Origin of the sequence: Bradyrhizobium sp., assembly GCF_035701725.1 — a bacterium.
Taxonomy (GTDB): Bacteria; Pseudomonadota; Alphaproteobacteria; order Rhizobiales; family Xanthobacteraceae; genus Bradyrhizobium.
In genome coordinates this window covers 21,785-46,217 of record NZ_DASSRP010000155.1, presented here as the reverse complement: position 1 = coordinate 46,217, position 24,433 = coordinate 21,785, and the positions used below count along the sequence as shown (strand labels likewise).

The following is a 24,433-nucleotide window of genomic DNA, read 5'->3' as shown; positions in this document are numbered from 1 at the left end:
CTGATCGAAATCGTCAGCGGAAAATCACTCGGCGCATTCCTCACCACGCGCATTCTCGCGCCGCTGCAAATGACCGAAACCGCTTTTTACACCGGCGACGAAAATGCACACCGTTTGGCCGAACCGTTCGCCGCCGATCCCTGGACCGGCGACAAGGTGCAGCTCTTCGATATGCTCGAAAAGCCGGTGATGGAATCCGGCGGCGGCGGGCTCGTCTCCACCACCATGGATTATGCACGCTTCTGCCAGATGCTGCTCAACGGCGGCGAACTCGGTGGCAGCAGGATCATCGGGCGCAAGACGCTCGACCTCATGACATCGGACCACCTCGATCCGAGCGTGAAAATTCAGGGCACGCTGACGCAACCGGGGCACAGTTTCGGACTCGGCTTTGGCGTCCGCACTCAACCGGGCATCGCGCCGTTTTCGGGCTCGGTCGGCCAGTACTTCTGGAGCGGCATGGGCGGCACGTTCTTCTGGATCGACCCGAGGGAAGACATGTTCGCGATCTTCATGTCGCAGGCCCCGGGCCAGCGGGTCTACACCCGCACGCTGGTGCGCAACCTCGTCTACGCGGCCATGGAGTAGCCGGGCGAAACCGATATCTCCCACCGTCATGCCCGGCCTCGTGCCGGGCATCCACGTCTTATTTCCCGCTAAGGCCAAGCGTGGATCGCCGGGTCAAGCCCGGCCATGACGAAAGAGTTGGCCCACACGCCGCACCCGACATCAACTGATCGTCGCGCCGCCGTCGATCACGATGGCCTGGCCGGTCGTGAACGAGCCGGCGCGGGAGGCGAGAAACACCGCAGCGCCCGCGATCTCGTCGGGTTCGCCGATCCGCAGCAGCGGCGAGCGCGCGGTGGAGGCTTTCAGCGTCTCCGGATTTTCCCAGAGCGCGCGGGCAAAATCGGTCTTGATCAGGCCCGGCGCGATGCAATTCACGCGAATATTGTGCTGGCCGTATTCGCAGGCGAGATTGCGGGCGAGCTGCATGTCGGCAGCCTTGGAAATCGCATAGGCGCCGAGCACGGTCGAGCCCTTCAGCCCGCCAATCGACGAGATGATGGTGATCGTGCCGTCCTTGCGCGCGATCATCTGCGGCACCACCAGCGAGATCAGCCAGTGATTGGCGACGATGTTGTTGTCGAGGATCTTGCGGAACTGGTCGTCGGAAATGCCGGCCTGCGGTCCGTAATACGGATTGGACGCCGCGTTGCACACCAGCGTGTCGATGGCGCCGAAGACGCGGTTGGTCTCCTCGACCAGGTGTTTGAGATCGTCCTTGGTCGAGATGTTGGCGGCCACCGCAAGCGCGACCTGTTTGCCGGCCTTGTCGTTGATCGCTTTGGCAACCTCATCGCAGGCTGCCTGCTTGCGCGAGGAAATCACCACCTTGGCGCCGTGCTCAGCCATGTGTTCAGCGATCGCGCGCCCGATGCCGCGCGAGGAGCCGGTGATGACGGCGATTTTTCCCGATAGATCGAACAAATTCATTTTCTTTTTTCCTCCCCTTCGCACGCATGTCGACCATCAGGCGAGCTTGCTCGTCGCCACCTCCGGCCCCGCCGGCTGATGCATCGCCTTGTGCGCGGCGTCAGCGACCCAAGGCTGCTGATTCACCATCGGCAGACGCCAGACATTGACCGTGGGGCTTGTGATGTGATCGAGCCGCGTCACCGAGCAATTGTCGATATCGAAGGCAAGACCTTTCTCGGGCTGATCGCCGAGCGCAAGGCCGATCGCCGCCTTGATCGTGCCGCCGTGACCAACCGCGATCACGTCCTTGCCCGCATGTTCGGTGCCGATGCGCAGAATGGCGTCGCGGACCCGGTTGTACAGATCCATGAAGCTTTCGCCGCCGGGCGCGGGTTCGTCGATCCCGGCAAACCAGTGGCTGCCGGGTGGGCGGCTTGCATGAAACGCGGCGCGATTCATCCCCTGCCATTGTCCGAGATGCTGCTCGGCGAAGGCCGCCTCCTTTGCCATCGATACAGGTTTCGGAAATCCGGTGTCCCAGATCGCCTGCGCGGTCTGATGCGTGCGTTGCAGGCTGCTCGCGACCCAGACCGCACTCCGCGGCAATACTTTCGCGACCGCCTCGAACACGTAGCGATCGCCGGTGTCGCATTCGATGTCGGTCTGGCCGTAGATGTTGCCGCCATCGATGCGCACTGGCGCATGACGAACCCACCACCATCGCGTGGTAACGACTCCCGGTTTATCGGCATTGGACATCGTGAACACCCTTACATAAGGTTGGTACGTCAAAGTGACGACAAGTCTCAAGTGGCTTTGACGTTTCGATATCGACGTTTGAAACCTTGTTTGAAATTCCGCAAGGCGAAAAGCTGTTCAACAAGCCAAAGGAAACGACATGGGCCGGCTCGAAGGCAAATCCGTCATCATCACCGGCGCCGGCAGCGGCATCGGACGCGCGGCCGCGCTGCTCTTTGCCAAGGAAGGTGCGAAACTGATCGCGGTCGATCGCACCGAAGCCGTGAAGGACACGGTCGATCAGGTGCGCAAGGCCGGTGGCGCCGCGGAAGCGGTCATGGCCGATGCAGGCTCCGAAAAAGATGTGATCGCTTTTATCGACAAGGCCGTTTCCACCTATGGCAAGCTCGACGCGATCTGGGCTAACGCCGGCATCAGCGGCGGGCTGGTCCCGATCGCCGAACAGACGGTGGAGCACTGGCAGGAAATCCTGCGCATCAACCTGATCGGGCCGTTTCTGGCGATCAAATACGCAAGCCCGCATATGATCAAACAGGGACACGGCGCGATCCTTTGCACGGCTTCGGTCGCGGGATTGAAATCCGGCGCGAGCGGCCATCCGTATGCAGCGAGCAAGGCCGGCGTCATCAGTTTGGTGCAAACCACGGCCTATTCGCTGTCGGGAACCGGCGTCCGCATCAATGCGGTCTGCCCCGGCTTGATCGAAACCGGCATGACCAAGCCGGTGTTCGACCGTGCCAAGGAGCGCGGCACCCAGGACAAGATCGGCCAGCTCAATCCGCTGAAGCGCGCCGGTCAGCCGCATGAACTCGCGGCCATGGGCCTGTTCCTGCTCAGCGACGAAGCCTCCTACGTCAATGGCCAGGCGTTTCCGGTCGATGGCGGCCTCACCGCGTCGATGCCCTATGCGGGCAAGCCAATCTGACGCTCGATTTGACGTTCGATCGCCAGTTTGACCGGCATTGCGAGCGAAGCGAAGCAATCCAGCTTTGTCTTGCGGCAAAAGGACTGGATTGCGTCGTCGCTCCGCTCCTCGCAATGACGATCCCCATCCAATCTCATCGGACATACAGATGCATTCCCGCGGCGCTCCGGCGCCCGAGTTTTGTTTTGCAATAGGCCCTCAAACCAGAGGGCGCAGGGAATGCCGGGCGATCGGCTCACCCGCAGCCTCGTATGCAAGTAAAGAAAGCATACGAGTGTAGTCACCACAGGTCCGCCGCAACGTTCCGGCACTCCCTGCGCAATGGTTTTACGGTTTCCTTCGTGCTCGCCCCGGAGACCGGGCTTTGTTGTCTCCGTGGATGACAACGCTTTCACGTTGCACCGGATATCAGCGTCGGGATATCAGGCCCACACGACTTCGCCGTCCGCGACGACACGCCTCGTCGAGCGTGCCATCCGCGTCCATCGCTTCCCGACCCAACGTTCGTGACGACGCGTACGCCCCTCATTGGCGGGCCGGGATAGCCGGAATCAATAAGTCTGCTTCTACCGGACGACGAAGCGAAATATTTTCGCCGGGGGATATGGACAGCCGGCGCAAATCACCGGTGAACGGTTTGGCGCCACCGTACCCTGTCGTGCCCCAACTCCGCGTCCGACCGCGTCGGGCCGTCGGGTCATGATGGCTAACCCGCTGAAGACGCAACTCGGCGGCACGCGCACTGATTCTATTGCAGGAGCACCGGCAGGTTGAGCGGGCCGCGGAATCCGAATCCGTGCCAGCGCACGCTCGCGGGATCAACCAGGGTGATATTCGGAAAGCGCTCGAACAGCATCGGCAACAGGATGGCGCCGACGGTTCGCCGCGACAGGTGCGCCCCCGCGCAATGATGCGGGCCGTTGCCAAAGGCCTGATGAGGATTAGGCTCGCGGAGCGCGTTGAAATTCTCGCCATCTTCGAAGACGTCTTCGTCCCGGTTGGCCGAAGCCTGGATGGTCATCACGGTATCGCCCTTTGGAATCAAGAAGCCGCGAATCTCCGTGTCCTCCATGACGAGCCGCGAACTCGCCTGGATCGGCGCGACCCACCGTATCCCTTCCTCAAAGGCGGAGCGCCATTTTTCGCCTGCGCGCACGGCATCAAGCTGATCTGGATTTGTCAGCAGGCCGTAGAGGATCGTCAGCAGGGCGTCGCGCGGCTCGTTGATGCCGCCGCCGATCGCGATCTTCACGTTGGCGATGATCTGGCTTTCTGGAATCGGATTCTTCGCGTTCACCATAAAGGAGAGCGCTGAGGAATCCGGTTCGGCCCGCACGCGTTCGGCATTCGCGCGGATACATTTGTCCATCTCCGCGTTGGCTATGTCGGTCGCATCGAAAGGCCCCGGCGTCCAGCCAAAATTGCCGGCGCCGTCGATCAGCGTCTGCGACCACCGCTGCATGTCCGCATCGCTCGCGTCCGGCACGCCCATCGCATGCGCCAGAATCCGCGCGGCAAGCGGCCCTGCAAGAGCGGGAAAGAGATCGACCACCTCACCGCGCGGCAAACGGTCAAGGTAGGCTGCGGCCTGCTTCTCGTACAGCGGCGCCCAAACGGATTCGATCGTCTTCGGCATCAGCGCCGGCATCATCGCCATGCGTTCGGCCCGGTGCTCTTCATGGTCCTTTCGCATCAGTGTATGAGCCAGAAAGGCGCGCTTCATTGGCGTGTTCGGATCGTCGGAGCTGAACAACGCCGCATTGTCCTTCACGGTTTTGGTGTCGGCCGCCTTGGTGAGGAAGGTGCGACCCACGGACTTAACCCTTAAGACAGGCGCTTCGCGTCTGAGGCGCTGGTAAATCGGATAGGGATCGCGCGTGAGTTCCGCGATCGTAATGGTCTCATCCAGGGGAGCCAGGTTCTCGGACATGAGCTGATCCTTCTTGGAACTGGCATGTTACCAAGCTGGACGATACTGGCAGGCGGCGCAAGACAGTTCAATCGTGGCCTGCGCCGCTGATCCCGCTATCTCTTGTCAGGCGGTCCGCCGGGTTGAGCTTGAGCTTCCCGAGACAGGCCTGCACGTGCGGAGGCGCAGAGGGCCGCGCAGTTGCGGCGCTCAAGCACCTTTGAGATTGACGCCTGCTATGATGCGTCGGCTAAGGCGGGGGCAAATCCGGTTGCGAATGTTCGATGACGAACGTCGACTCGCGGTGGCCACGATCGCCTGAATGAGAAGGGCCGTCTCTTCACGAGGCGGCCCATGAGATCGTCTTGCTAATCTTTCAGTGTGTCGGCCGCGCTACGGGCGGCGTCCTTGACGTCACCCGCGGCCTTGTGGGCTGCGCCCTTGGCCTTATCGACCTTGCCTTCGTTCTGCAGTTCTTTGTCGCCGCTGATCTTGCCTGCGCCTTCCTTGACGGCGCCCTTGGCCTTGTCGGCAACTCCCTTCACGTGCTCGCGATCCATTTGCTTCTCCTTTATGGCCTTGCCATAGCGAGAACATGCGAGGACCGTGATCGTTCGACTGAAAGCGAGGATTTGATAGGGGAACCAATTGCGGTTCCCCTTGCTCGCCGGCCGTGAGCTGATGTCCGCTCATCCCACGAAGCCAGTTCGACCTTATCGGTGCTGATCGCGTCTACCTCTTGTCACCCTTCTCCAGCGCCTCAAGCAACGGCTTGATCGGCGCGGCGCCCGTGCCGTGACCGCCGGCCCATAGCGTCGGCATCACGCCGAACTTGCGCAAGCCTGCGACGAACTCGCGATGCGAGGCCAGCGCACCGGGAATATCGCGGGTCGGCGACCAGAGGTCGACGACCCAGCCGAAATCGGCATCCGGAATCACCGCAACCAGCGAACTCCTGGCGTGCGAATTGTTGATCACGTAGAGATCGATCCGTCGCATGCCGTCGGTCAGCGTCGTCTTCTCGCTGACCTCGATCAGACCGACCTCGCGCGGCTTCTGCCAGAGTTCGTCGTTGCGCACCCGGTTCGGCGCCCGCATCTGCGCGGCGAAATATTGCCGGTCGCCGGAAGGAAAGACGAGGTCGGCGCCCCTCGCCGCAAAGGCGCGCGCGCCGTTGACGTGGTCCATGTGATGGTGCGTCAGCACAAGATATTTGAACGACTTGCCGGGAAATCTTCGCGCGGCTTCTGCAATCGTCATCCGCGACATTTCGTTCGCAATCGGCGCATCGAAAGCCACCAGATAGTCTTTCATCTCGACCACCAGCGTGTGATGACTGCCGCCGGTGATGTGCCAGATACCCGGTTTCACCTGGGTCCAGATGTTTGCCGGCACCACCGCGGGATCGAAGGCGAGTTGATCGGTATCGATGAACGAGCCCCAATTCGCCCGCCGCAGCATCCATTGATAGTTGACCTGCTCCGGCGCCTTCTGTTTCGCCGCCGTCTCGGCGACGATCTTCGGAATCCGGAACAGGTCCGCGCCGAGCACGGGATTGAGCACGATTTCTTCAATAGAGATATGCTGCACTTCGTGACCGTTCAGCGTGAACGACCGTTCGAAGGCAAGCCTGACGCCATCGACTTCCCTCCAGTCCGACAGGATCATGTCGTAGTTGCTGTCACCCCAGACCCCGTCGGCATCGACGGTGCGGATGCGCGCCGGCAGCCCGTCATCGCCGAACAACACGAGCCATTCAGCGTCATCGTCCTTGTAGCTGACCACCGAAAGCGTCTTGCCGTCGACAGCCTCGTCCGGCAGCGCCGCAAGCCGCTCGGGATGATCCCGCATCTCCACGAGAAGCCGCGGCGACAGCCGGTGGAACTCGCGCCGGTTCGCGATCACCCGCGAGGCGCTCATCGTGTGCAGGGACGGATTGGTTTCCTTGGCTTGCTTGGACAGCACGATGTTGTCCTCGCCCAGAACAAAGCCGGCACCGTCGGCGAACACTTCCGAATAGATGAAGGTGCGCTTCATCGGCGCGACGCGATGACGAACCCAGTCGTAACGGGCGCGGTTCTGCGCGAGATCCATCGATAATGTGAAATGCGACTCGCCGCCAAGTCGGTTGCCCTGATCGGGCTCCAGCGTCTCCTGCGGATCCCAATGCTTGTGCCGCGCTGTGATCGACAGCGTGGCGATGTCCGAGAGTTTTTTCGCCCCGCCCTGCTTTTCAATCGCAGCGGCGACCAGCGCAGCGGGCTCCGCGGCGATCGCGGGCACAATGCCGATTGCGGCGAGAAGGCCGACAAGCATCGCCGCGGCGGCGACGCGTCCCAGAACTGATGTGATGGAGGGCATTCGCATTCTTTCGTGCGGCGCAGACCAGTGGTCCGATTCTATCATTTGCATCCCGGTCTGGCTGGCAGTCTTGCAAATGTTCGAATCAAAGGACCACTGGCAAATATCGGTTTTGAGTGGAGTGTTTGGATTTGACATTCGCATTACACATTCCGGGCAACAGGCTCGCGAATATCAAATCCACTCCACTAGGCGCTCTTGTTATTGTTGAGTTGAGGGGTATTCGACAGTATCACAGACCATCTTTTCCGGTCATACTTTCAGGGCAGTTCCGATGCAGCGCAGCAACGACCGCATTCTCACCACTCACACCGGAAGCCTGCCGCGTCCCCCGGCGCTGACGAAACTCTATGCCATGCGCTCGCGCGGCGAGGCGGTCGATGCAAGCGAAATCGAGCGCGCCGGTCACGCCTCGATGCTGGAGATCGTGTCCAGGCAGATCGAGGCCGGCATCGATATCGGCAATAATGGCGAGCAGCAGCGCGAAGGTTTCTTTCTTCATGTCCGCCACCGCATGACCGGCTTCGGCGGATCATGGAAGCGCTGGCCGCGCGCCGACGTCGAAGGCTACCCGGTGTTCAAGCGGATGCTGGAGCAGCAAAGCGCCGTCAGGGAAATGGTCAGCAACTTTGCGCCACCGAAGGTGATCGGCGACATCAACTATATCGGCGCCGCCGAGGCGGTGCGCGAATGCACGGATTTTCGCGCGGTCCTGGAGGCGCGCAAGCGCGACGGCAGACGCGGATTTGTGGAGGCGTTCCTGACCGCCCCCTCCCCGGGCATCGTGGTGGCCGCGATCAAGAACGAGCACTATGACACCGAGGACGCCTATCTCGCCGCCGTCGGCCGCGCGCTTCAGGTGGAATACGAGGCGATTGCCAACCAGGGATTCCTGCTTCAGCTCGACTGCCCGGATCTCGCGCTCGAGCATCACATCTCGTTTCAGGACCGCCCCATCCGGGATTTTCTGAGTTTCGTCGAGCGCGTGGTCGCCACCATCAACGACGCCTTGCGCAACATTCCGCGCGACAAAGTGCGCATGCATGTCTGCTGGGGCAATTACGAAGGTCCGCACGACCGTGACGTGGCGCTGGAGACGATCCTGCCCTTGATCGCGCGCATGAATGTCGGTGCGCTGGTGCTGCCGTTCGCCAACCCCCGCCATGCGCACGAGGTTCGCTGCCTGCAGGGAAAAGCGATCGCCGACGACCAGGTGGTGGTCGCCGGCGTCATCGATTCAACGACGAATTTTGTCGAGCATCCGGAGGTGATCGCCGAGCGTATCGAGCGGGTCGCCAAGACGCTTGGCGATCCCGCGCGCGTGATGGCCGGCACCGATTGCGGCTTTGATACCTCTGCCGGTGCCGGGCGTGTAGCGGAAGATGTGGTGTGGGCGAAGCTCGCCGCTTTGAAGGAAGGCGCCCGACTTGCATCGGACCGGTTGTTTTGACGGAGCGAGCCGGACATGAGAAAGGGGCGAGTTGCCCTCGCCCCTTCGTTGCACCGGATCGATCGTCCCTTCGCTTACGCCCTACGGAGGCGGGGGCGGCGGAGCCCCAAGCCGGTAACGGAGGCCGCCAGTAGCTGTGACCTGAGTGAAGCGCTGCGCGTAATCGAAGCCCGTCGAGAATGGCGGCATGCGGATCGTATCGCTGTCGATATAGGCGACCGTGAGTTGGGCATAAGCGGTCCATTGCCCGTTACCCCATCGCCAGTCCGGCCGTGTGGCTTCACCGCCAACGCCGAACAGGAAGCCCGCCGTCGTACGATTCACCGACTGGACCGGGCCCGTGAAATTGCTTTGCAGATCGTAATCCAGGATACGGGCGCCAGCGAGACCGTAGATCGCCATGGTGTGCTGCTGGTTCCAGTACTCGCCCTTCAATGCAAGGTCTACGTTCCAGTTGTAGTGCACGCCGATGAAGCTGCCGTTGGCGAACACCTGGTTGTTGGAATTCCCGATCCAGTTGAAGGACACGTCCGGTCCGACGCTGGCTCCCGGCATGCCGAAGCCGCCGAAGTCATATCCGGCGTTGATGCCGACGCCACCAATTCCTTTGTTGTTCGACAGGGTATTGGAAATTATGTCGGTGCCCGCGAAGCGCTCGACGATGCGCTGGTCAGTGGTCCCGCCTGAGCCCTGGACGCCGATGTAGAAGCCGCTCCAGGGCAGAGGATTGGATACGATGAGATATGAAGGCGTATAGGGAGGATTCGACGTGTACGTCGTTGGCATTCCCGGTTGAGGAATGGGCCCCACGCCGGTGCTGAAATCGACCGGAACGGTCCCGTTGATATTATCGTCAGTAAGCGGCTTGCCGGTCAGACCGCCATCGAGGCTGCCGTAAAGCGTATCACCCTTTTTCACCGGAACGCTGACCGTCGCCTTGTGGGTGGTTGGATTGATACGGCCGGTATAGTGGGTGACTTTGCCAGTCGACGACTGCTTGACGACCGTAAAAGTCCCGCCTTTTTCCGCCTGCCCCGTCCCCTGACCGGTCACAGTTGCCGTAATTGCCCAAGCGTTGCCCGAAAGAGTTAGGCCACAAACGACAAGGCACGTCCCCACGAACCTGCGCAACATGATCGCCCCCAATCACTGAAATATGGAGAAACAATTAACATGCCTTGGCTAGCCCAAGGACAACCTGAAACGCATTTCGCGGGTCGAGCCGTTGGAATGTTCCACGATGACTCTTATTTGCCACAGTTTTGCCCCGCTCAGCTTGGCGACCGGGACATCGCCCAGCACACAATCCACAGCGTCACACCTCGATACCGGGCCAATCGGCACCCAGGCGGTTGGGGATTCGCCGGCGCCGATCTCGAGACGGGCACTCTTGAGATCGTCCGCATCGGCCGTTCCGCGGACGCGGGCAACTTGTTTTCCACCGGCAGTAGCAGATTCAACGGCTGCAATATTTACGAGCAGGCGATAGTCCCGCGCCGCTTTCAGCGCCGCGCGTGCGTCGATCAGTCCATAGCCCGTGAACTGGTCGACGCCGGGCGTGCCGACGTCACGCGCGGTGCTCTTGATGATGTTCATCACCTGGCGATTGGTGAGAGTGGGATCGTTGGCGATCATCAGCGACGCCAGGCCGCTGACCAGAGGTGCCGCGAAGGACGTGCCGCTCGCATGATAGTAGCGCTTGTCCTCTCCGACGAAATTGGCACCGGGCACATACTTCACACCCTCGATCCCAAGCATGGTATCGGTGCGCCGGGCGCGCAGGCTGAGGATTTCAAGACCGGGCGCAGCCACTGAAATATTGCCCCAGTTGGAAAATCCCATCCGCTGATCGTCAAAACCGGTCGCGCCCACCAGCAATATCTTCTCAGACATCGCTATCCCGTAATCCTTGATCTCGGCGCCGTCATTGCCGGCGGCGACAACGATCACGGCACCCTTGGCATAGGCATAGTCGATCGCCTCTTTCGCAACCTGCGCGCTGCCTTTGCCGCCCACGCTCAGATTGATCACGCGCGCGCCGTGGTCGGCGGCATAGGCAATTGCTTCGGCGAGGAAAGAAGCCCGCGTGACGCCGAAATTGTTTACGGCCTTGAGGATCATCAACCGTGCAAAGGGATTGACGCCGGCCATGCCGTCCTTGTCCTTCCAGCTGCCGGCGATGATGCCCGCCACCATGGTGCCATGGCCGTCGAAATCCCAGGGCTTGTTGTCGCGATCAAAAAAATCCCAGCCGATGACGTCATCGGCATAGTTGTCGAGCTCGGCCTTCGCCGGCGAGGCCCTGGAGTTTCGCCAGATGTTCTCCCAATCGATGTTGCGATGATTCCAGTCGAGCCCGGTATCGATGACGGCGACAATGACCGGCTGGGCATTTCGCCGGACCAGACGCCACGCCGAATTCGCTGAATTGTCGAACCCGATATGCGAGAGCGCCCATTGGTCCGGGTAGTCTTGCCCCCACGCGCCCTTGCTCAGAAAGTATTTATTGACGGGCGGTTCGAGCATGTCCTCGGCGGCCGCCGCGGCAGGAAGCGCGGCAAGGAAAACAGCAGCCAGCACAAACTTGTATTTGGTGAACATCACCGCACGGCCTCAATGTGAAGGGTTGCGCCCTTGAGTTCGCGGGCCGCCACATCGCTGACCGCGAGCGGCTGGCCCTCGACGTAAGCTGCGGGCTGCTTGTAGTGGCAATCGTCGGACTGCGCCGATCCAAGATCGCCGCCCTGCGCGTATGAATCCATCGGATTACCTGCCGCGTCGCCCCGTTTCATTTTTGTAGCAGGAGGCGTGGGCGCGGGCGTCGTCGGGCGCAGGTAATTCTTCCAGCGGTCCGGTGACGGATTGAAATCGGAAGCCTCGATCATGGCCTGCGAAAATCTCTTGTCTCCAATCGTGAAGGATCTCGCCTTTGCCCGAACTTCCGGCGGCAAAGAGGGCATACGCTGGCGGATGGCGTCAATGGTCGCGGGCGCAGCGCCGTCCTTCTCGCGCCATACGATCGCCGTCGTGTAGGGGACTTTCAGCTTCACTGCGAAATCCGACGCGCTGCCGATGAGCCCGTAGAACCGTCGTTCGCTGCTCGGCACGGTCACGCTGCAACTGCCTGTCTTGTCGGTCAGGCATGCCGCCGGGCCGTGGTCGAATCCGACATCCAGTGGCCGCGGCCCGCTCGCCGTTGGCAGAGCAGGCTTGTTGGTGAAAAGCTTCAGTGCGACGGCAGGCTTCTCAGCCGGTGCAGGCGCCGGAGCCGGATTGGCCGTCTTGGCCTTGTCGCGTGCCGTTGCGTTCTCGGCGAACTCCAGCGAGGTGAGCGAAACCGGAATCGGACGAAGCGTTTCGATGTCTCCACGTTTGGGATTGCCGGTACTGCTCGGGCTCGGGGCGGGTCCGGCCTGCTCGGCCTGCATTTTCACATTGGCGTCGGGAGCGGAAGCAGGTCCACCCGGCGCACCGCCCATGTCCAAATCGACATCTCCGCCGAGGTCACCCACGATCGGGACCACGTCCACCGATCCGCCGTCGCCCACGATGGGGACCACGTCCACCGGTAAGCCGGAATCACTCGCCAACGGGATTGCGGCCGGTGGTGCTACGCGGGCGCCGCCTCGCATGGCGTCCGGCGCCATGAACGAGGGCGGCAACGACAGGACGTTGAGGAAGAGTTGTGCGAGTTGAACCTGGAGCAGCGTCGTCGCCACGGATTGAACCCCCTGCCCGATGGCCAGGTCGAAGTAAGAGTAGCTGTTCCGCAGGTCGACTATCTTGCCGTTCGTGCTGATCGTCTGATGCACATATACGGCATCCCACTCCCAATCGGTGTGGGTCCGGCTGATCAGCGTCATCGATGTACCGTCGTACACGTAGTCCGTTTGCTCGTCGTTCCCGGGCGCTTCGTGGTCGTAGTAGTCCCATCTCTCGTGATAATTGCCGTCCAGGTCGTAAAATGCCGAGAACCTGTCTTCCGTACCGTCATCGTACTGATAGCTGATGTCGTAAGTGTCGCCGAAGTGGGGATCACGAATGACGTCCCATTCTTCCCAGCGAGGCTGGTAGATCTTCCCACCACGGCCAACATCGTTGCTGTAGCCGTCGGTGGATTGGCGCGTGCCAACGAAGACCTGAGCGCCGCCCCACATATTCAAGCCGGCGCGGTAATCGATCCTGCCCCAGTTGGAGGAGCCTTCGCCTGGAAATGTGCCGACAGGATTGTCGTCGGCCTTCACGTAGCCGCCTAACTTGAGCCCGTTATAATCGATCACGGCATACGGAGGGATCTTCGTCACCGGCGGCGGCGTCTTCGTCGGCTCGCTTCTCCTGGGCGGATCGTCAAATCGGTAGTTAACTCCGATGCGGATCGTGTCGCCCCCGACGGGTTTGTCGTAGCTGCCGTAGCCTCCAAGATGATCCCAGCCCCCCAGGCCGCCGCCGACGGTCCACTTCGGGACGTCCCAGTTGTAGTCATGTCCATCTTTTGGGACGTCCCAGTTATATGCATGCAGACCTGTCTCGAAACCGGCGCCGATGGTCCAGCCGCTTCCCCCTGAATAGCTTGGCTTGAAGTCGCCATAAGCGGTCGCAATTTGTTGGCCGATATTTCCTCCGATCGACAATCCGCCGGTATATGCCGAGATGGTGTAGCCAATGCCGGTATCGCCGAAGCACTCGAACTTAAAGTTGTATCCGGCCTTCACCGGAAGAGACGTGCACATATCGGTACCCGGCAGGTAATAAAGACCGCCGGGACACGACGGCAGCGATGGCGGAGGCGCCTTGACCGGAAGGTCGGCGGCAAGACGAATCCTGTTCTCACGAGATGCGGAAGTCTCCGAAGCAGCGTCGGGGCTCAACCAACGAACCGAGGCCAGGACGGGCGTGGCGAGATCGTTCGACTTGGCGTCGGGCCGGACGATCTCGCCGATCATCGCAAGATCAGGCGCGCCGGAATGGGACGACGCATGCGCCCCTGCGGTGAAGTCGAAAGCGGCAATGCATGCCAATATCGCACGTGCCATGATCAAATGGCTCAACCGCCTGCGCATCCCCATTCCTCCGTTGGCCAAGCGATATGTTGACAGCATGCCGTTCCTCATACGCCCAGACGATGTCTCTGACGGTCCAGCCAATCCGCCATGCGAACCAGCAAGCCCTTCGCGACAACAGGTGGTTTTTCCGGCGTCTGCGCAACATTTGACGCGGGCGCGCGCATCGACGCGGCCAGAAGGCGCTGGTCGTGGCCGTAGATATCGTCTCGCAGCTGCAGCTTGCCTGCATCATCCACAAAAGCCGTCTGATAGGTGAGATGCACCGGCATTGCCTTGGGCAACTCGATGTTGAACTCATCCCCGCCGAGCAGACCGTAGATTCGCTCGGCGCTATAATCGCGTTCGGGCGCAACAATCGCCAGCAGCGCCTGGGCGTAGATCAGCGGCTTTTCCACCCGGATGCAGCCATGGCTGAACGCGCGGCTTTTTCGCGCAAACAGATATTGCTCGGGCGTGTCGTGCTGGTAGACCGCAAACTTGTTCGGGAAGTTGAAGCGCACCTGGCCGAGCGCGCTCCACTCGCCCGGCAATTGATAGACGTGCAGAGATCCATCGGCGGAGCGCGCGGAACGAATACCGAGACGATCCATCCGCTCCAATTCGTCCCCGATTGCCGTGAGATATTCCTTCTCGACAATGGACTTTGGAATATTCCAGATCGGATTGAGCGTGATCGACGTCATGTCGGCGGATGTGATGGGCGTCGGCGACAGCGGATCGCCGACAACGACTTTTGTCGTCCATACCGCCGCATCCGCGCGGACAATCTTGAGCGTGAAGTCCGGAATGTTGACCATCACATGATCGGCACCGAGGTCGCGCGGCATCCAGCGCCAACGCTCCATGTTGGCGACGATCGTGCGAACGACGCTCTCCAGACGCGAGGCTTCGCTCACGCTGCCCGACGATCGCGGCTTGACGCCCTTCGCCTTGACGAGCGCCGCGCGGTATTCCGACAGCTGCCTCTTCAGCGCGCGATAGCCGGCGTGCGTTGGATTGAAGGAACGAAGGGTTTCAGCCGCGTCTTTTGCTTCCGCAACGCGCTCGAGCGCGGCCAGCCGCCCGAATGGTTGGGGCTGGTAGGCGATCTCCGAACTCACTCTGTCATATGGGACGCGGCCGATTGCGGCGTCGTGCGCGTAGGCGAGCACGGCTCTGGTCAGACCGAGTTCGGCACGCGCCAGCGCTTTTGCGTCCGCGTCGCGCGCAAGCTCGGCAATAGCGTAATCCGCCGATCGCAGCCCCTCTGCGTCGGCATCGCCAAGGCACTCGATGGCCCCGCGCGCCCGGTCGGTCATCTGACCGTCGGCAATCCAGAGCGGAGAAAAACCACGCTTGCGATAGAATGTCTCGACCGCAGCCTGATCGGCGGCCGGCATGAGGCGGCTCTTGCGCAGATCGTCGACGAGGTGGCGCAGCACCCGCGCCACCGGCGCGTTGGGACTGGTCGCCGACATGTGCGTGGCGACCCTCGTATCGTGCGACAAAAACGCCGCCAGCAGCAGCGCCGAGACCGCGATCGTCATTCGTGTGCCTGCAGGCATGAAAACAAGCCTTGCCGTCGAACCATCCAGAGACCCCGCCGGTGATCCTGTCGCCGGCGGGCAAGCATCAAAAAATCAGTACCCTACGGCGCCACAAGCCGTTCATACAAAGCCGGTGAGGGATATCCGTCTGCAATCATGCCGACAGACGCCTGAAAGCGGCGGATCGCCTGTCGCGTGCCGACCCCCACGTGACCATCGGGAGTTCCCCCAATTTCAAATCCGCGGCGAACCAGGCGGGCCTGAAGCTCAAGCCGCTCGGCATCGCTCAACATGCGTTCACTGCGCGGCCAGTCATGACGAAGTTCGCCGCCGCCCCGAAGTCGATCCGACAGCAGCATGACAGCCAGCACGTAGGCGTAAGAAGGATTGTAGGAAAGAATGCTCTTGAAATTCGGGAAAATCAGAAAGCTCGGCCCGTGGGCGCCAGCGGGTACAAAAAGCCAGCTCGCATCGCTGGCGCTGGCAATCGGCCTTCCATCTGCACCAACGACCCCGAGCGCAGCCCAATCACCTGCCGCCCTGGGCTCAACCTGATCGCTCAAGGAATAATCGAACGATTTCGGCAGGACGACTTCCATGCTCGCCGGCCCCTGCGTCCAACCGTAAACCTTCAGATAGTTCGCCGTGGAGGCAAGGGCGTTCGGGACCGATCCGACGATGTCGAGCCGACCGGTGCGATCGAAGTCCACGGCGAAAGCCTCGAAGGAAGACGGCATGAACTGCGTCTGGCCAAACGCGCCCGACCATGATCCGACAAAATGATCCCGGCCGATGTCGCCCCGTTCGAGGATCGAAAGTGCGGCGACAAACTCGCCGCGAAAATATGACTGACGACGTCCGATGCAGGCGAGCGTCGCGGTGGAAGTCAGGACCGGCCACTGCCCCATTTCGGTGCCGTAGTTGGTCTCAATGCCCCAAATGGCCAGCAGAACGTGGCGATCTACCCCGAAAGCCTTCTCGATTGCATCGAGCGCCGGGCGGTAGCGGGTGAGCATCTCGCGGCCGCGATCGATGCGGTCGCTGGACAGGAACACGTCGAGATATTGCCAGACCGCCATCCTGAATTCTGGTTGGGCGTCGAGATGATCGAGCAGCTGCAAATCCGGTTTCAGCCCGTCGGCCACGGCATCAAAGGTTTGACGCGAAATTCCGCGTGCCTCGGCCACCGTCCGGAGTCCGTCGATGCATTTCGGGAAATCCTTTGCTGCGCTGCGGATCGCGTCGGCCTTCATCATCGCGTCACCGGAGTGACCGGAGCGTCCGCTCCATTCGCCCGCGCTGACGTTGCTCAAAGCTTTTGAAGTCGCGGCCTGGGCCGTCCTGTCGACAGCTTGCGCGCAAGCGCTGTCCGTCAGAGCGGACGCGGCGAGCGCGCCGAGCGCATACAGAAGGCACGACCTCGGAACGCTTGAGCCAACCATCGTTTTCATCCCCCGCGGAGAATGATGGAAAGTCCCGCCGGAAAGCCGATCATCGGCCCGGCATCAACCCGGTCATCAAGACGAGCATTCGACGCTTTTGATCGTCATCGAGACTCTTGTAGAGAGGGTCGATAACGTCGGCATACCGCGTCAAGTCAGCGGCAACCTGCGTCATTGATTTGGCGCGAAGACGCAAGGCGTCGGCCGGACTCGCAAGCTGACCTTTCGGGAGGCTTTGGCGCTCCTTGGTCAGTTGGCTGAACCGGTCCTGCCGCTGCTTGGCAAGATCGCGCACCGTGCTCTCGAACGCGGCCCAGCCTTTTTCCTGATCGGGCTTCAACTTCAAGCCGATCTTGAGGGCCGCCAGGCGCGCGTCGCTCAGCGCCGCGACGTCTTCCGCCCTTGGCCCGTTGCTCGATGCTGAATCGCCGCTCGTCGCGGATGGAGGAGAATTTGTCGGAGTTGCCGGCGTCTGCGACCAGACAAGTGTCGTCCCCGCCATCGCGTAAATAGCCAAGCCGACAGCCAAATGCTTCAACATTGCCTGCCCCCAAAATTACTTTGCTAAAATAAAACAGCAAACGGCCGGACGGTACTGCGGTTTTGCCGCTACTTCAATACCGATGCAGAGGACATCTCGGCATCACTGCCCGGCACTATGCCCCCGCTTGGGCCGGTGGGAAGCAAGGACACATACAGCGATTTCGCCGGGACCAGCGCAAGACCGCGCCAAGCATGCGCACATTGCCGATCCATGCGGCGAGTACAAGCGCGTGATGGCCGGCACCGATTGCGGCCTAGATACCTCAGCCGGTGCCGGGCGATTTGGCGGAAGATGTGGTGTAGGCGAAGCTCGCCGCTCTGAAGGAAAGCGCCCGACTTGCATCGGAGCGGTTGTCTTGATGAGGCGAGCTTCTGATCAGAGTGACGATTTTGGTGCGGCAGTTTGGCTGTTATTTTTCGTCCGCGACGTTCCGGAGCACAATCTCCGATAGCCTGACTACGAGCTTGCGCAGCCGTGCATTCTCTTCGAGCAGCGAAACGACATCATCGTCGGAGTAATCTTCGTCGGTAAATTCGTCAGGCCCGAATGACGACCCATCGAGTTCTTTTAGTGCGTTGTGTAGCGGTTGTACGGGTACCATGGCCAAATTCCCCAATAACTACTAGCCGAAACGTGTCCCCAGTTCTCCACCGGCAGCGACACTGATGCGAGTCGAGGGCGGATTTGAGACCGAAATGGGAATCTGTTGCGACGCGTCACAGCGCGTGCGTCGAAATGAATCATAAATCGGCGGTCGCAAAGATGTGGACTGCCCGGATTGCAACGCATTTGCGCCGCGGGACCGGCGGATTGCTTGAAAAAACCTGAATAAGCCGGACTTTTCTTATCTTATGTTATCCGGCTTCGCAGTTCGGAAGTTCTGCGTGTTGCAAACTTCACAAATCAGGACACCAGGATGTGACCTTCGAGTGCGTAAAACACGCAAAGCCCGAGGCTCGCCCACACCGCAGCGCTGAAATAGAGCGACATCCACGCAATTTCTTCCCGCCACTCCGAAATGTCGTGCGTCACGATCCAGCGCGTGCTGACGTCACGAAGTCCTTCCAGCGGACGCAGCATCTTGTTACCGCCGGCGACGTCCGCCCGCCAACGCTTCAGGTACATCGGCACATCGACCGTGATCAGAAATACGATGTAAAACACGATGCCGACCACCGCGCTGCCGAGCACGATGCGGATCGCGCCGTTAAACTCGGGCAACAATCGGCAAAGCCCGATGCCCGCGATGAAGAACGCGACCGCCCACAGCGAATTCTCGATGGCATTGAAAAGATACTTGGTGGTGACGACCGCATACCACGAAAAACATTCCGCGATCACGATCAGCGGCAGGATCGCCCAAGCCGCAATCACCGCGGTCTCAGCACCCGACATGGTCCCGAGTTGCCAGAGGATCATCGTCCACTGCGCGGCGAAGCACAGCTCCGCGACCGTCGCCACCGAGCGTCCGACCGCAACGCTCGAGAGCCAGGTGTCAAACAGACAGATCCGCTGGACATCGGCGCGCGGCAAAAATGAACGGAAGGCGCAGCCGAAAACATAGGCGGCGCTGAGCAGAAGCATGATTTCCATGCCCGGCACCCGGCCCGACGTGCCGGCGGCGTGCAGCTCGCGGTACATCAGCACCCACGCTGCAACGTTGATCGCGCTGACCAGCGTCAGCATCGCCCACCACCAGGACACGGGATTCGACCAGGCCAATGAACGTGGCTGCGCTCGCGATTCCAGTCTCATCAACGGCTCCGTCCGTAATCAAAACGACATCTATCCTTATTAATTCTGTCATAAAAAATGGCGAATCACGACAGGAGATTTGTGACAGTCGCCGGCTTGTGAGCGCCTGCGCCGGCTCCGCGTCGACCGCGGGCGGCGACCGAAAGACCCCGCGCGAAATGCCGAAACCGCGAGGCGCCCGCTGGCCTTGCCACCGTAAAGGCTAGTCGTCACCGGCGCCAATTGGTGTCACAATCCGCCTCAACAGGCGGACACCAGTCACAAACCCAGTCCGCATTAAGGGGCGCGGGAGGAACTATGTGCGAGATTTGCAGGCGGAATTTCATTGGCGGCGCGGCCGCGTTGGGCGCAACGGGGCTGTTTTCGCCATCATTGATGGCGCAAACGCCGCCCAATAGTTCCGCCGCGACGCGCTTGCCTGCGCGCGGCGAGTTCACCATCACCAACGCCTATATCATGACGATGGAGCGCGACTTCGGCGACTTCACCGGCGGCTCGGTGCATGTGCGCGACGGCGAAATCGTTGCGGTCGGTCATGGCCTCAGCGGCGGCGAGACAATCGACGGCACCGGCATGATCGTGATGCCGGGTCTGGTCGAGACCCATTGGCATATGTGGAACACGATTTTCCGCAGTTTTGCCGGCGACAAGCAGGAAGACGGTTACTTCCCGACCGTCGCCCGCTTCGGCCAGCAGATGACGCCGGACGATATTTTCCAGAGCACGCGGCTCTCGGCGGCGGAAGCCATCAATTCCGGCATGACCTTCGTGCACTCATGGTGTCACAACGTGCGAAGCACGGCCCACGCGGAGGCCGACATCCGCGCCCTTAGCCAGGCCGGCATTCGCGCGCGGCACTCCTGCGGCTGGCCGCAAGGTCTGCCCGATACGCAATCGGCCGATCAGGCGCCGATCGAAACGCTGGCAAAAAACTGGAAGAGCTACGCCAACGACGGCCTGCTGACGCTCGGCGTCGGACTGCGCGGACAATTCCGCGCCGGCCCGATCAAGCCGGAAGTCTATCAGCCTGAGTTCGACAATGCCCGCAAGCTCGGCCTGCCGATCACGGTGCATGTGGCGGCGGCCGCGCATCGCGCCGTGAACCAGGTCGAGCTGCTCTACAAGTCGAAGCTGATGGGCAAGGACGTTCAGCTCATCCACGCCTTGGCGGTCACGCCGGCAGAACTCGACATGATCGAGGAATCAGGCGCCGCAATATCGATGTCGCCGGGGTCTGAATTGCGGATCGGTTTCGGCTTTCCGCTGATCTCGGAAATGCTGGCCAAACGCATTCCGATCGGAATCTCGATCGACACCTCGGCCCTGACCGGAAGCTCCAACCTGTTCGGCGTCTTGAAGCTTGCCCGCGACTGCGAAAATGGACGGGCCGAAAACGAATTCAAGATGACGGCCCGGCGCGCGCTTGAACTCGGGACCATCGAGGGCGCGCGCTCGATGGGGATCGAGGACCAGGTCGGTTCGCTCAAGCCGGGCAAACGCGCCGACCTGATCATGATCAGCCCCAATGCGCTCAACATGGCCGTCGTCACCGACCCCGCGCATCTCGTGCTCGAAGCGACGGCGCCGGAGAACGTCGACACGGTCGTGGTCGACGGCCGCATCCTCAAACGCGGCGGCAAGCTCGTGGCGGTCGACACCGCGGAGGTGATATCCGGCGCCCGCACCGCGCTCGCAGGCATTCGCGAGCGGGCGAAGTGGCGATAAGCGCGTTACGCGCTTACACCGCGCCCGCCTTTTGTGCGTAGCCCCAGGACGCCTTGGACAACGGCACGGTGCGCGCCGCGGATTCCATCGCCTTGGCGCTCGCGGCGGTGCCGTCGCGGATCCGCCCGGCGATGCCTTGCGTGATGCAGGCCAGCCGAAACAGGTTGTAGGAAAAATACCAGTTCAGGTCGGGCACCGCGCTGCCGGTGACGTTGCAATAGATCTGCGCGGCCTCCTCCAACGTCGGAATGTTCAGCGCCTTGAAGTCGGCCTTGGCGAGGCCCGGCATCGTCCACTGCATCAGAAGATAGGTGAAATCGGCCATGGGATCGCCGAGCGTCGAAAGTTCCCAGTCCAGCACCGCGATCACCCGCGGCTCGGTCGGATGGAAGATCATGTTGTCGAGGCGATAGTCGCCATGGACGATCGAGACCCGCTCCTGTTGCGGCACGGTGCGCGGCAGCCACTCGATCAGCTTCTCGACTTCCTCGATGTGCTGGGTCTCGGAGGCGCGGTACTGCTTGGTCCAGCGGTCGACCTGGCGCGCAAAATAATTGCCGGGCTTGCCGAAATCGCCAAGGCCGATGGCTTGCGGATCGAAGGTATGGAGTTTGGCGAGCGTTTCGATCTTGTCCTTGAAGATCGCATATCGCGCCGCCGGCGGCTGGTTCGGCAGGGTCGGGTCCCAGAACACCCGCCCCTCCTCCATCGACATGATGTAGAAGGCCGCCCCGATCACACCATCATCGGTGCAGAGTGCATAGGCTTTCGCAACCGGAAACCCCTGTTTGCCGAGCGCGGCGATGACGCGGAATTCGCGGTCGACCGCGTGCGCCGACGGCAGCAGCTTGCCGAACGGCTTGCGCCGCATCACGTAGGAACGCGACGGCGTATCAAGCCGGTAGGTCGGATTCGACTGACCGCCCTTGAACTGCAGCACGGTCAGCGGCCCTTGAAAACCTTCGACGTGCTGCGCCATCCAGTCGTGGAGGCGCACCTCGTCGATCCGGTGCCGCTCCTCGACCGGCTTGGTTCCGGAAAACTCCTCGTCGCTCCTGACGCCTTCGGCCACGGTGCGCTCCCTCATTCGCCGAAAGCGGCAGCGTCGCCCCATTTCACCTCTTCCCTTTGGGAGAGGTCGGACCGCTCCTGGCGATGCGACAGCATCGTCCAGTGCGATCCGGGTGAGAGCTGGTGCGCAACGGAGGGACCGTAACCCCTCACCCCAACCCTCTCCCACAAGGGGAGAGGGAGCACACCGCCGACGCGGCAACATCCAGCCTTATGTTAGTTCACTACTTTGCCGGAGCGTTGGCATACTTCCGAAGCTCGAGCCTGGCAATGGCGCGGTTATGCACCTCATCCGGACCGTCGGCGAGCCGCAAGGTACGGATGCCCGCATAGTCCTTGGCCAGCCCCGCCTCGTCCGAAACCCCGGCGCCGCCAAAGGCCTGGATCGCCTGATCGATGATTTTCAGCGCCATGTTCGGCGCCGCGACCTTGATCATGGCGATTTCGAGCTGCGCGGTCTTGTTGCCGACCTTGTCCATCATGTCGGCGGCCTTGAGGCACAACAGGCGGTTCATCTCGATATTGGTACGGGCCTCGCCGATGCGCTGCTCCCAGACCGAATGCTCGATGATCTTCTTGCCGAAGGCGGTGCGCGACGACAGCCGTTTCACCATCTTCTCAAGCGCCTCCTCGGCCTTGCCGATGGTGCGCATGCAGTGATGGATGCGGCCCGGGCCAAGCCGGCCTTGTGCGATCTCGAAGCCGCGGCCTTCACCGAGCAGAATGTTGCTGACGGGCACGCGGACGTTCTCGAGCAGCACCTGGGCGTGGCCGTGCGGCGCGTCGTCGAAGCCGAACACCGGCAACATCTTTTCGACCGTGATGCCGGGAGTGTCCAACGGCACCAGGATTTGCGACTGCTGCTGGTGCTTGGCCGCCTTGGGATCGGTCTTGCCCATCAGGATCGCGATCTTGCACCGGGGATCGCCGACGCCCGACGACCACCACTTGCGGCCGTTGATGACATAGTGATCGCCGTCGCGCTCGATCCGGGTCTCGATGTTGGTGGCGTCGGAAGATGCCACCGCAGGCTCCGTCATCAGGAAGGCGGAGCGGATCTCGCCGTCCATCAGCGGACGCAGCCATTTCCGCTTTTGCTCAAGGTTGCCGTAACGGATCAACACTTCCATGTTGCCGGTGTCGGGCGCCGAGCAATTGAAGACCTCCGAGGCCCAGCTGATATGTCCCATCTCCTCCGACAGCAGCGCGTATTCGAGGTTGGTCAGTCCCGCGCCGCGGAACTCATCGTCCTCATGCGAGGACGGCGGCATGAACATGTTCCAGAGGCCTTCGGCGCGCGCCTTCTTCTTCAACTCCTCGAGGATCGGAATCACCTTCCAGCGGCCACCCTCGGCGTCCTGCTGCTTGTAGATCGGCACCGCGGGACGGATGTGGTTCTTCATGAATGACTGCACACGGCCAAGCCATTCGCGCTGGCGTTCCGACATCGTGAAGTCCATGGGCGTTTCCCCGTTGTTTTGAGTGAATTGATTGGCGGCGACTCTCCGCCCGCCGCCGGTTCTCGGCAAGTGATTTTCGTGAGCCGCGACAAGGCGTGAAACGGTCCGAGGCACCGATCGCGCATTGACATCGCCACGTTCAAACCATAGTTTCATACAACTGTTTGAATTGCAATCCCGCAACGCTCATGCCATCAGACCGGACCCGCGCTTTGATCCTCGACGCCGCCGAGCGGCTCTATGCCGAGCGCGGCTTCGGTGAGGTCACGCTGCGCGACATCGTGGCGGCCGCCGGCGTCAATCTTGCGGCGGTGAACTATCATTTCGGCTCCAAGGACGAATTGATCGCCGAACTCTTCGTCACCCGCGGCATCGCCACCAACCGCAAACGTCTCGCCGAGCTGAAGGAAGCCGAAGGCAACGAGGGCCGTGCCGACATCAAGGCGATCCTGCGGGCGCTGGTCGGCCCCACCCTGCGCGGTTGCCTGGGACCGGACAACGAACAGTCGACCGCCGCGCATTTCATGATCCGGGCCTCGATCGAGTCGGTACCGCCGATCCGCCGCATCAAGAATCGCGAGATCGATCACTTGCGGAAATTTGCCGCGGCCATGCGGCGCTCGCTGCCGGATTGCGACGAGGCCGATCTTTATTGGGGTCTGCACTTCGCGCTCGCGATGGCGCATCAGACCATTCGCGATACCGAGCGTCTGAGCAAGCTGTCGGAAGGCAAATGCAATCTCGATGACGTCGAGGCGCTGATCGAACGCATCGTCGAGGCCTGCGCGATGATGCTGACCGCCCGTGCAGGTGCCGGCCGGCCGCCGGCCCGCAACGAGACGGACGTTATTTCCCGCCGCCCGGAAAGACTGAAGGGTTAGGGCCCGACACCTCCGCTCGCGACAATATTCCCGTTTCTTCGAGAAAAAATTTCCGTCGAGACAAACAAAGCTGTCATGACACA

General features: G+C 61.5%; 19 protein-coding genes. 5 read left to right on the top strand and 14 right to left on the bottom strand.

What is annotated here, in order from left to right; genetic code table 11:
- Window positions 1–588: serine hydrolase domain-containing protein (locus tag VFL62_RS09000; protein ID WP_325172021.1), on the top strand; the 588-nt coding region annotated here is incomplete at its 5' end.
- Window positions 589–729: 141 nt separating this feature from the next.
- On the opposite strand, the gene VFL62_RS08995 is transcribed toward VFL62_RS09000, so the two are convergent.
- Window positions 730–1,497: an SDR family oxidoreductase gene (locus tag VFL62_RS08995; protein ID WP_325172020.1), complete on the bottom strand. Its 768-nt coding sequence runs from the start codon at window positions 1,495–1,497 to the stop codon at window positions 730–732.
- A gap of 36 nt (window positions 1,498–1,533) precedes the next feature.
- A complete protein-coding gene (locus VFL62_RS08990; protein WP_325172019.1) occupies window positions 1,534–2,238 on the bottom strand; it encodes a histidine phosphatase family protein in 705 nt (234 codons plus the stop codon).
- A 139-nt stretch (window positions 2,239–2,377) separates the two neighbouring features.
- Here VFL62_RS08990 and VFL62_RS08985 point away from each other — a divergent pair, with 139 nt between their 5' ends.
- Window positions 2,378–3,163: an SDR family oxidoreductase gene (locus VFL62_RS08985; RefSeq protein WP_325172018.1), complete on the top strand. Its 786-nt coding sequence runs from the start codon at window positions 2,378–2,380 to the stop codon at window positions 3,161–3,163.
- A 748-nt stretch (window positions 3,164–3,911) separates the two neighbouring features.
- On the opposite strand, the gene VFL62_RS08980 is transcribed toward VFL62_RS08985, so the two are convergent.
- From VFL62_RS08980 to VFL62_RS08970, 3 genes are all read right to left on the bottom strand, one after another.
- On the bottom strand, window positions 3,912–5,093 hold the full coding sequence (locus VFL62_RS08980; protein WP_325172017.1) for a cytochrome P450: 1,182 nt from the start codon (window positions 5,091–5,093) through the stop codon (window positions 3,912–3,914).
- A 347-nt stretch (window positions 5,094–5,440) separates the two neighbouring features.
- Window positions 5,441–5,632, bottom strand: coding sequence for a CsbD family protein (locus VFL62_RS08975; protein WP_325172016.1), 192 nt, complete (start codon window positions 5,630–5,632; stop codon window positions 5,441–5,443).
- Window positions 5,633–5,804: 172 nt separating this feature from the next.
- A complete protein-coding gene (locus tag VFL62_RS08970) occupies window positions 5,805–7,433 on the bottom strand; it encodes an MBL fold metallo-hydrolase (RefSeq protein WP_325172015.1) in 1,629 nt (542 codons plus the stop codon).
- A 274-nt stretch (window positions 7,434–7,707) separates the two neighbouring features.
- Here VFL62_RS08970 and VFL62_RS08965 point away from each other — a divergent pair, with 274 nt between their 5' ends.
- Window positions 7,708–8,883 carry a cobalamin-independent methionine synthase II family protein gene (locus VFL62_RS08965; RefSeq protein WP_325172014.1) on the top strand — a complete coding sequence of 392 codons (1,176 nt, stop codon included), beginning with the start codon at window positions 7,708–7,710 and terminating at the stop codon, window positions 8,881–8,883.
- A gap of 81 nt (window positions 8,884–8,964) precedes the next feature.
- Here VFL62_RS08965 and VFL62_RS08960 read toward each other — a convergent pair whose 3' ends face one another.
- The 7 genes from VFL62_RS08960 to VFL62_RS08930 all read right to left on the bottom strand — a co-directional run bounded on the left by VFL62_RS08960 (window position 8,965) and on the right by VFL62_RS08930 (window position 19,213).
- A complete protein-coding gene (locus VFL62_RS08960; RefSeq protein ID WP_325172013.1) occupies window positions 8,965–10,017 on the bottom strand; it encodes a hypothetical protein in 1,053 nt (350 codons plus the stop codon).
- A 48-nt stretch (window positions 10,018–10,065) separates the two neighbouring features.
- Entirely contained in the window at window positions 10,066–11,484 is a 1,419-nt protein-coding gene (locus tag VFL62_RS08955) for a S8 family serine peptidase (RefSeq protein ID WP_325172022.1), read from the bottom strand.
- The gene (locus tag VFL62_RS08950) at window positions 11,484–13,943 is read right to left on the bottom strand and encodes a hypothetical protein (protein ID WP_325172012.1); all 2,460 of its coding nucleotides are present in this window, start codon (window positions 13,941–13,943) and stop codon (window positions 11,484–11,486) included. The genes VFL62_RS08955 and VFL62_RS08950 overlap by 1 nt, the downstream gene beginning before the upstream one ends.
- Before the next feature lie 47 nt (window positions 13,944–13,990).
- Window positions 13,991–15,472: a L,D-transpeptidase family protein gene (locus VFL62_RS08945; protein ID WP_325172011.1), complete on the bottom strand. Its 1,482-nt coding sequence runs from the start codon at window positions 15,470–15,472 to the stop codon at window positions 13,991–13,993.
- Between the two features lie 101 nt (window positions 15,473–15,573).
- Entirely contained in the window at window positions 15,574–16,914 is a 1,341-nt protein-coding gene (locus VFL62_RS08940; protein WP_325172010.1) for a lytic murein transglycosylase, read from the bottom strand.
- Window positions 16,915–16,963: 49 nt separating this feature from the next.
- The gene (locus tag VFL62_RS08935) at window positions 16,964–17,455 is read right to left on the bottom strand and encodes a Spy/CpxP family protein refolding chaperone (protein ID WP_325172009.1); all 492 of its coding nucleotides are present in this window, start codon (window positions 17,453–17,455) and stop codon (window positions 16,964–16,966) included.
- 906 nt (window positions 17,456–18,361) lie between these two features.
- Window positions 18,362–19,213, bottom strand: coding sequence for a hypothetical protein (locus tag VFL62_RS08930; RefSeq protein WP_325172008.1), 852 nt, complete (start codon window positions 19,211–19,213; stop codon window positions 18,362–18,364).
- Between the two features lie 297 nt (window positions 19,214–19,510).
- Here VFL62_RS08930 and VFL62_RS08925 point away from each other — a divergent pair, with 297 nt between their 5' ends.
- Complete coding sequence (locus tag VFL62_RS08925; protein ID WP_325172007.1) at window positions 19,511–20,938, top strand: amidohydrolase family protein; 1,428 nt, start codon at window positions 19,511–19,513, stop codon at window positions 20,936–20,938.
- 13 nt (window positions 20,939–20,951) lie between these two features.
- On the opposite strand, the gene VFL62_RS08920 is transcribed toward VFL62_RS08925, so the two are convergent.
- Together VFL62_RS08920 and VFL62_RS08915 are read right to left on the bottom strand one after the other, a co-directional pair.
- A complete protein-coding gene (locus VFL62_RS08920) occupies window positions 20,952–22,010 on the bottom strand; it encodes a phosphotransferase family protein (RefSeq protein WP_325172006.1) in 1,059 nt (352 codons plus the stop codon).
- A 223-nt stretch (window positions 22,011–22,233) separates the two neighbouring features.
- Window positions 22,234–23,469, bottom strand: coding sequence for an acyl-CoA dehydrogenase family protein (locus VFL62_RS08915; RefSeq protein WP_325172005.1), 1,236 nt, complete (start codon window positions 23,467–23,469; stop codon window positions 22,234–22,236).
- A 188-nt stretch (window positions 23,470–23,657) separates the two neighbouring features.
- Between VFL62_RS08915 and VFL62_RS08910 the strand changes: the two genes are divergently transcribed.
- Entirely contained in the window at window positions 23,658–24,350 is a 693-nt protein-coding gene (locus VFL62_RS08910; RefSeq protein ID WP_325172004.1) for a TetR/AcrR family transcriptional regulator, read from the top strand.
- Window positions 24,351–24,433 lie beyond the last annotated feature (83 nt).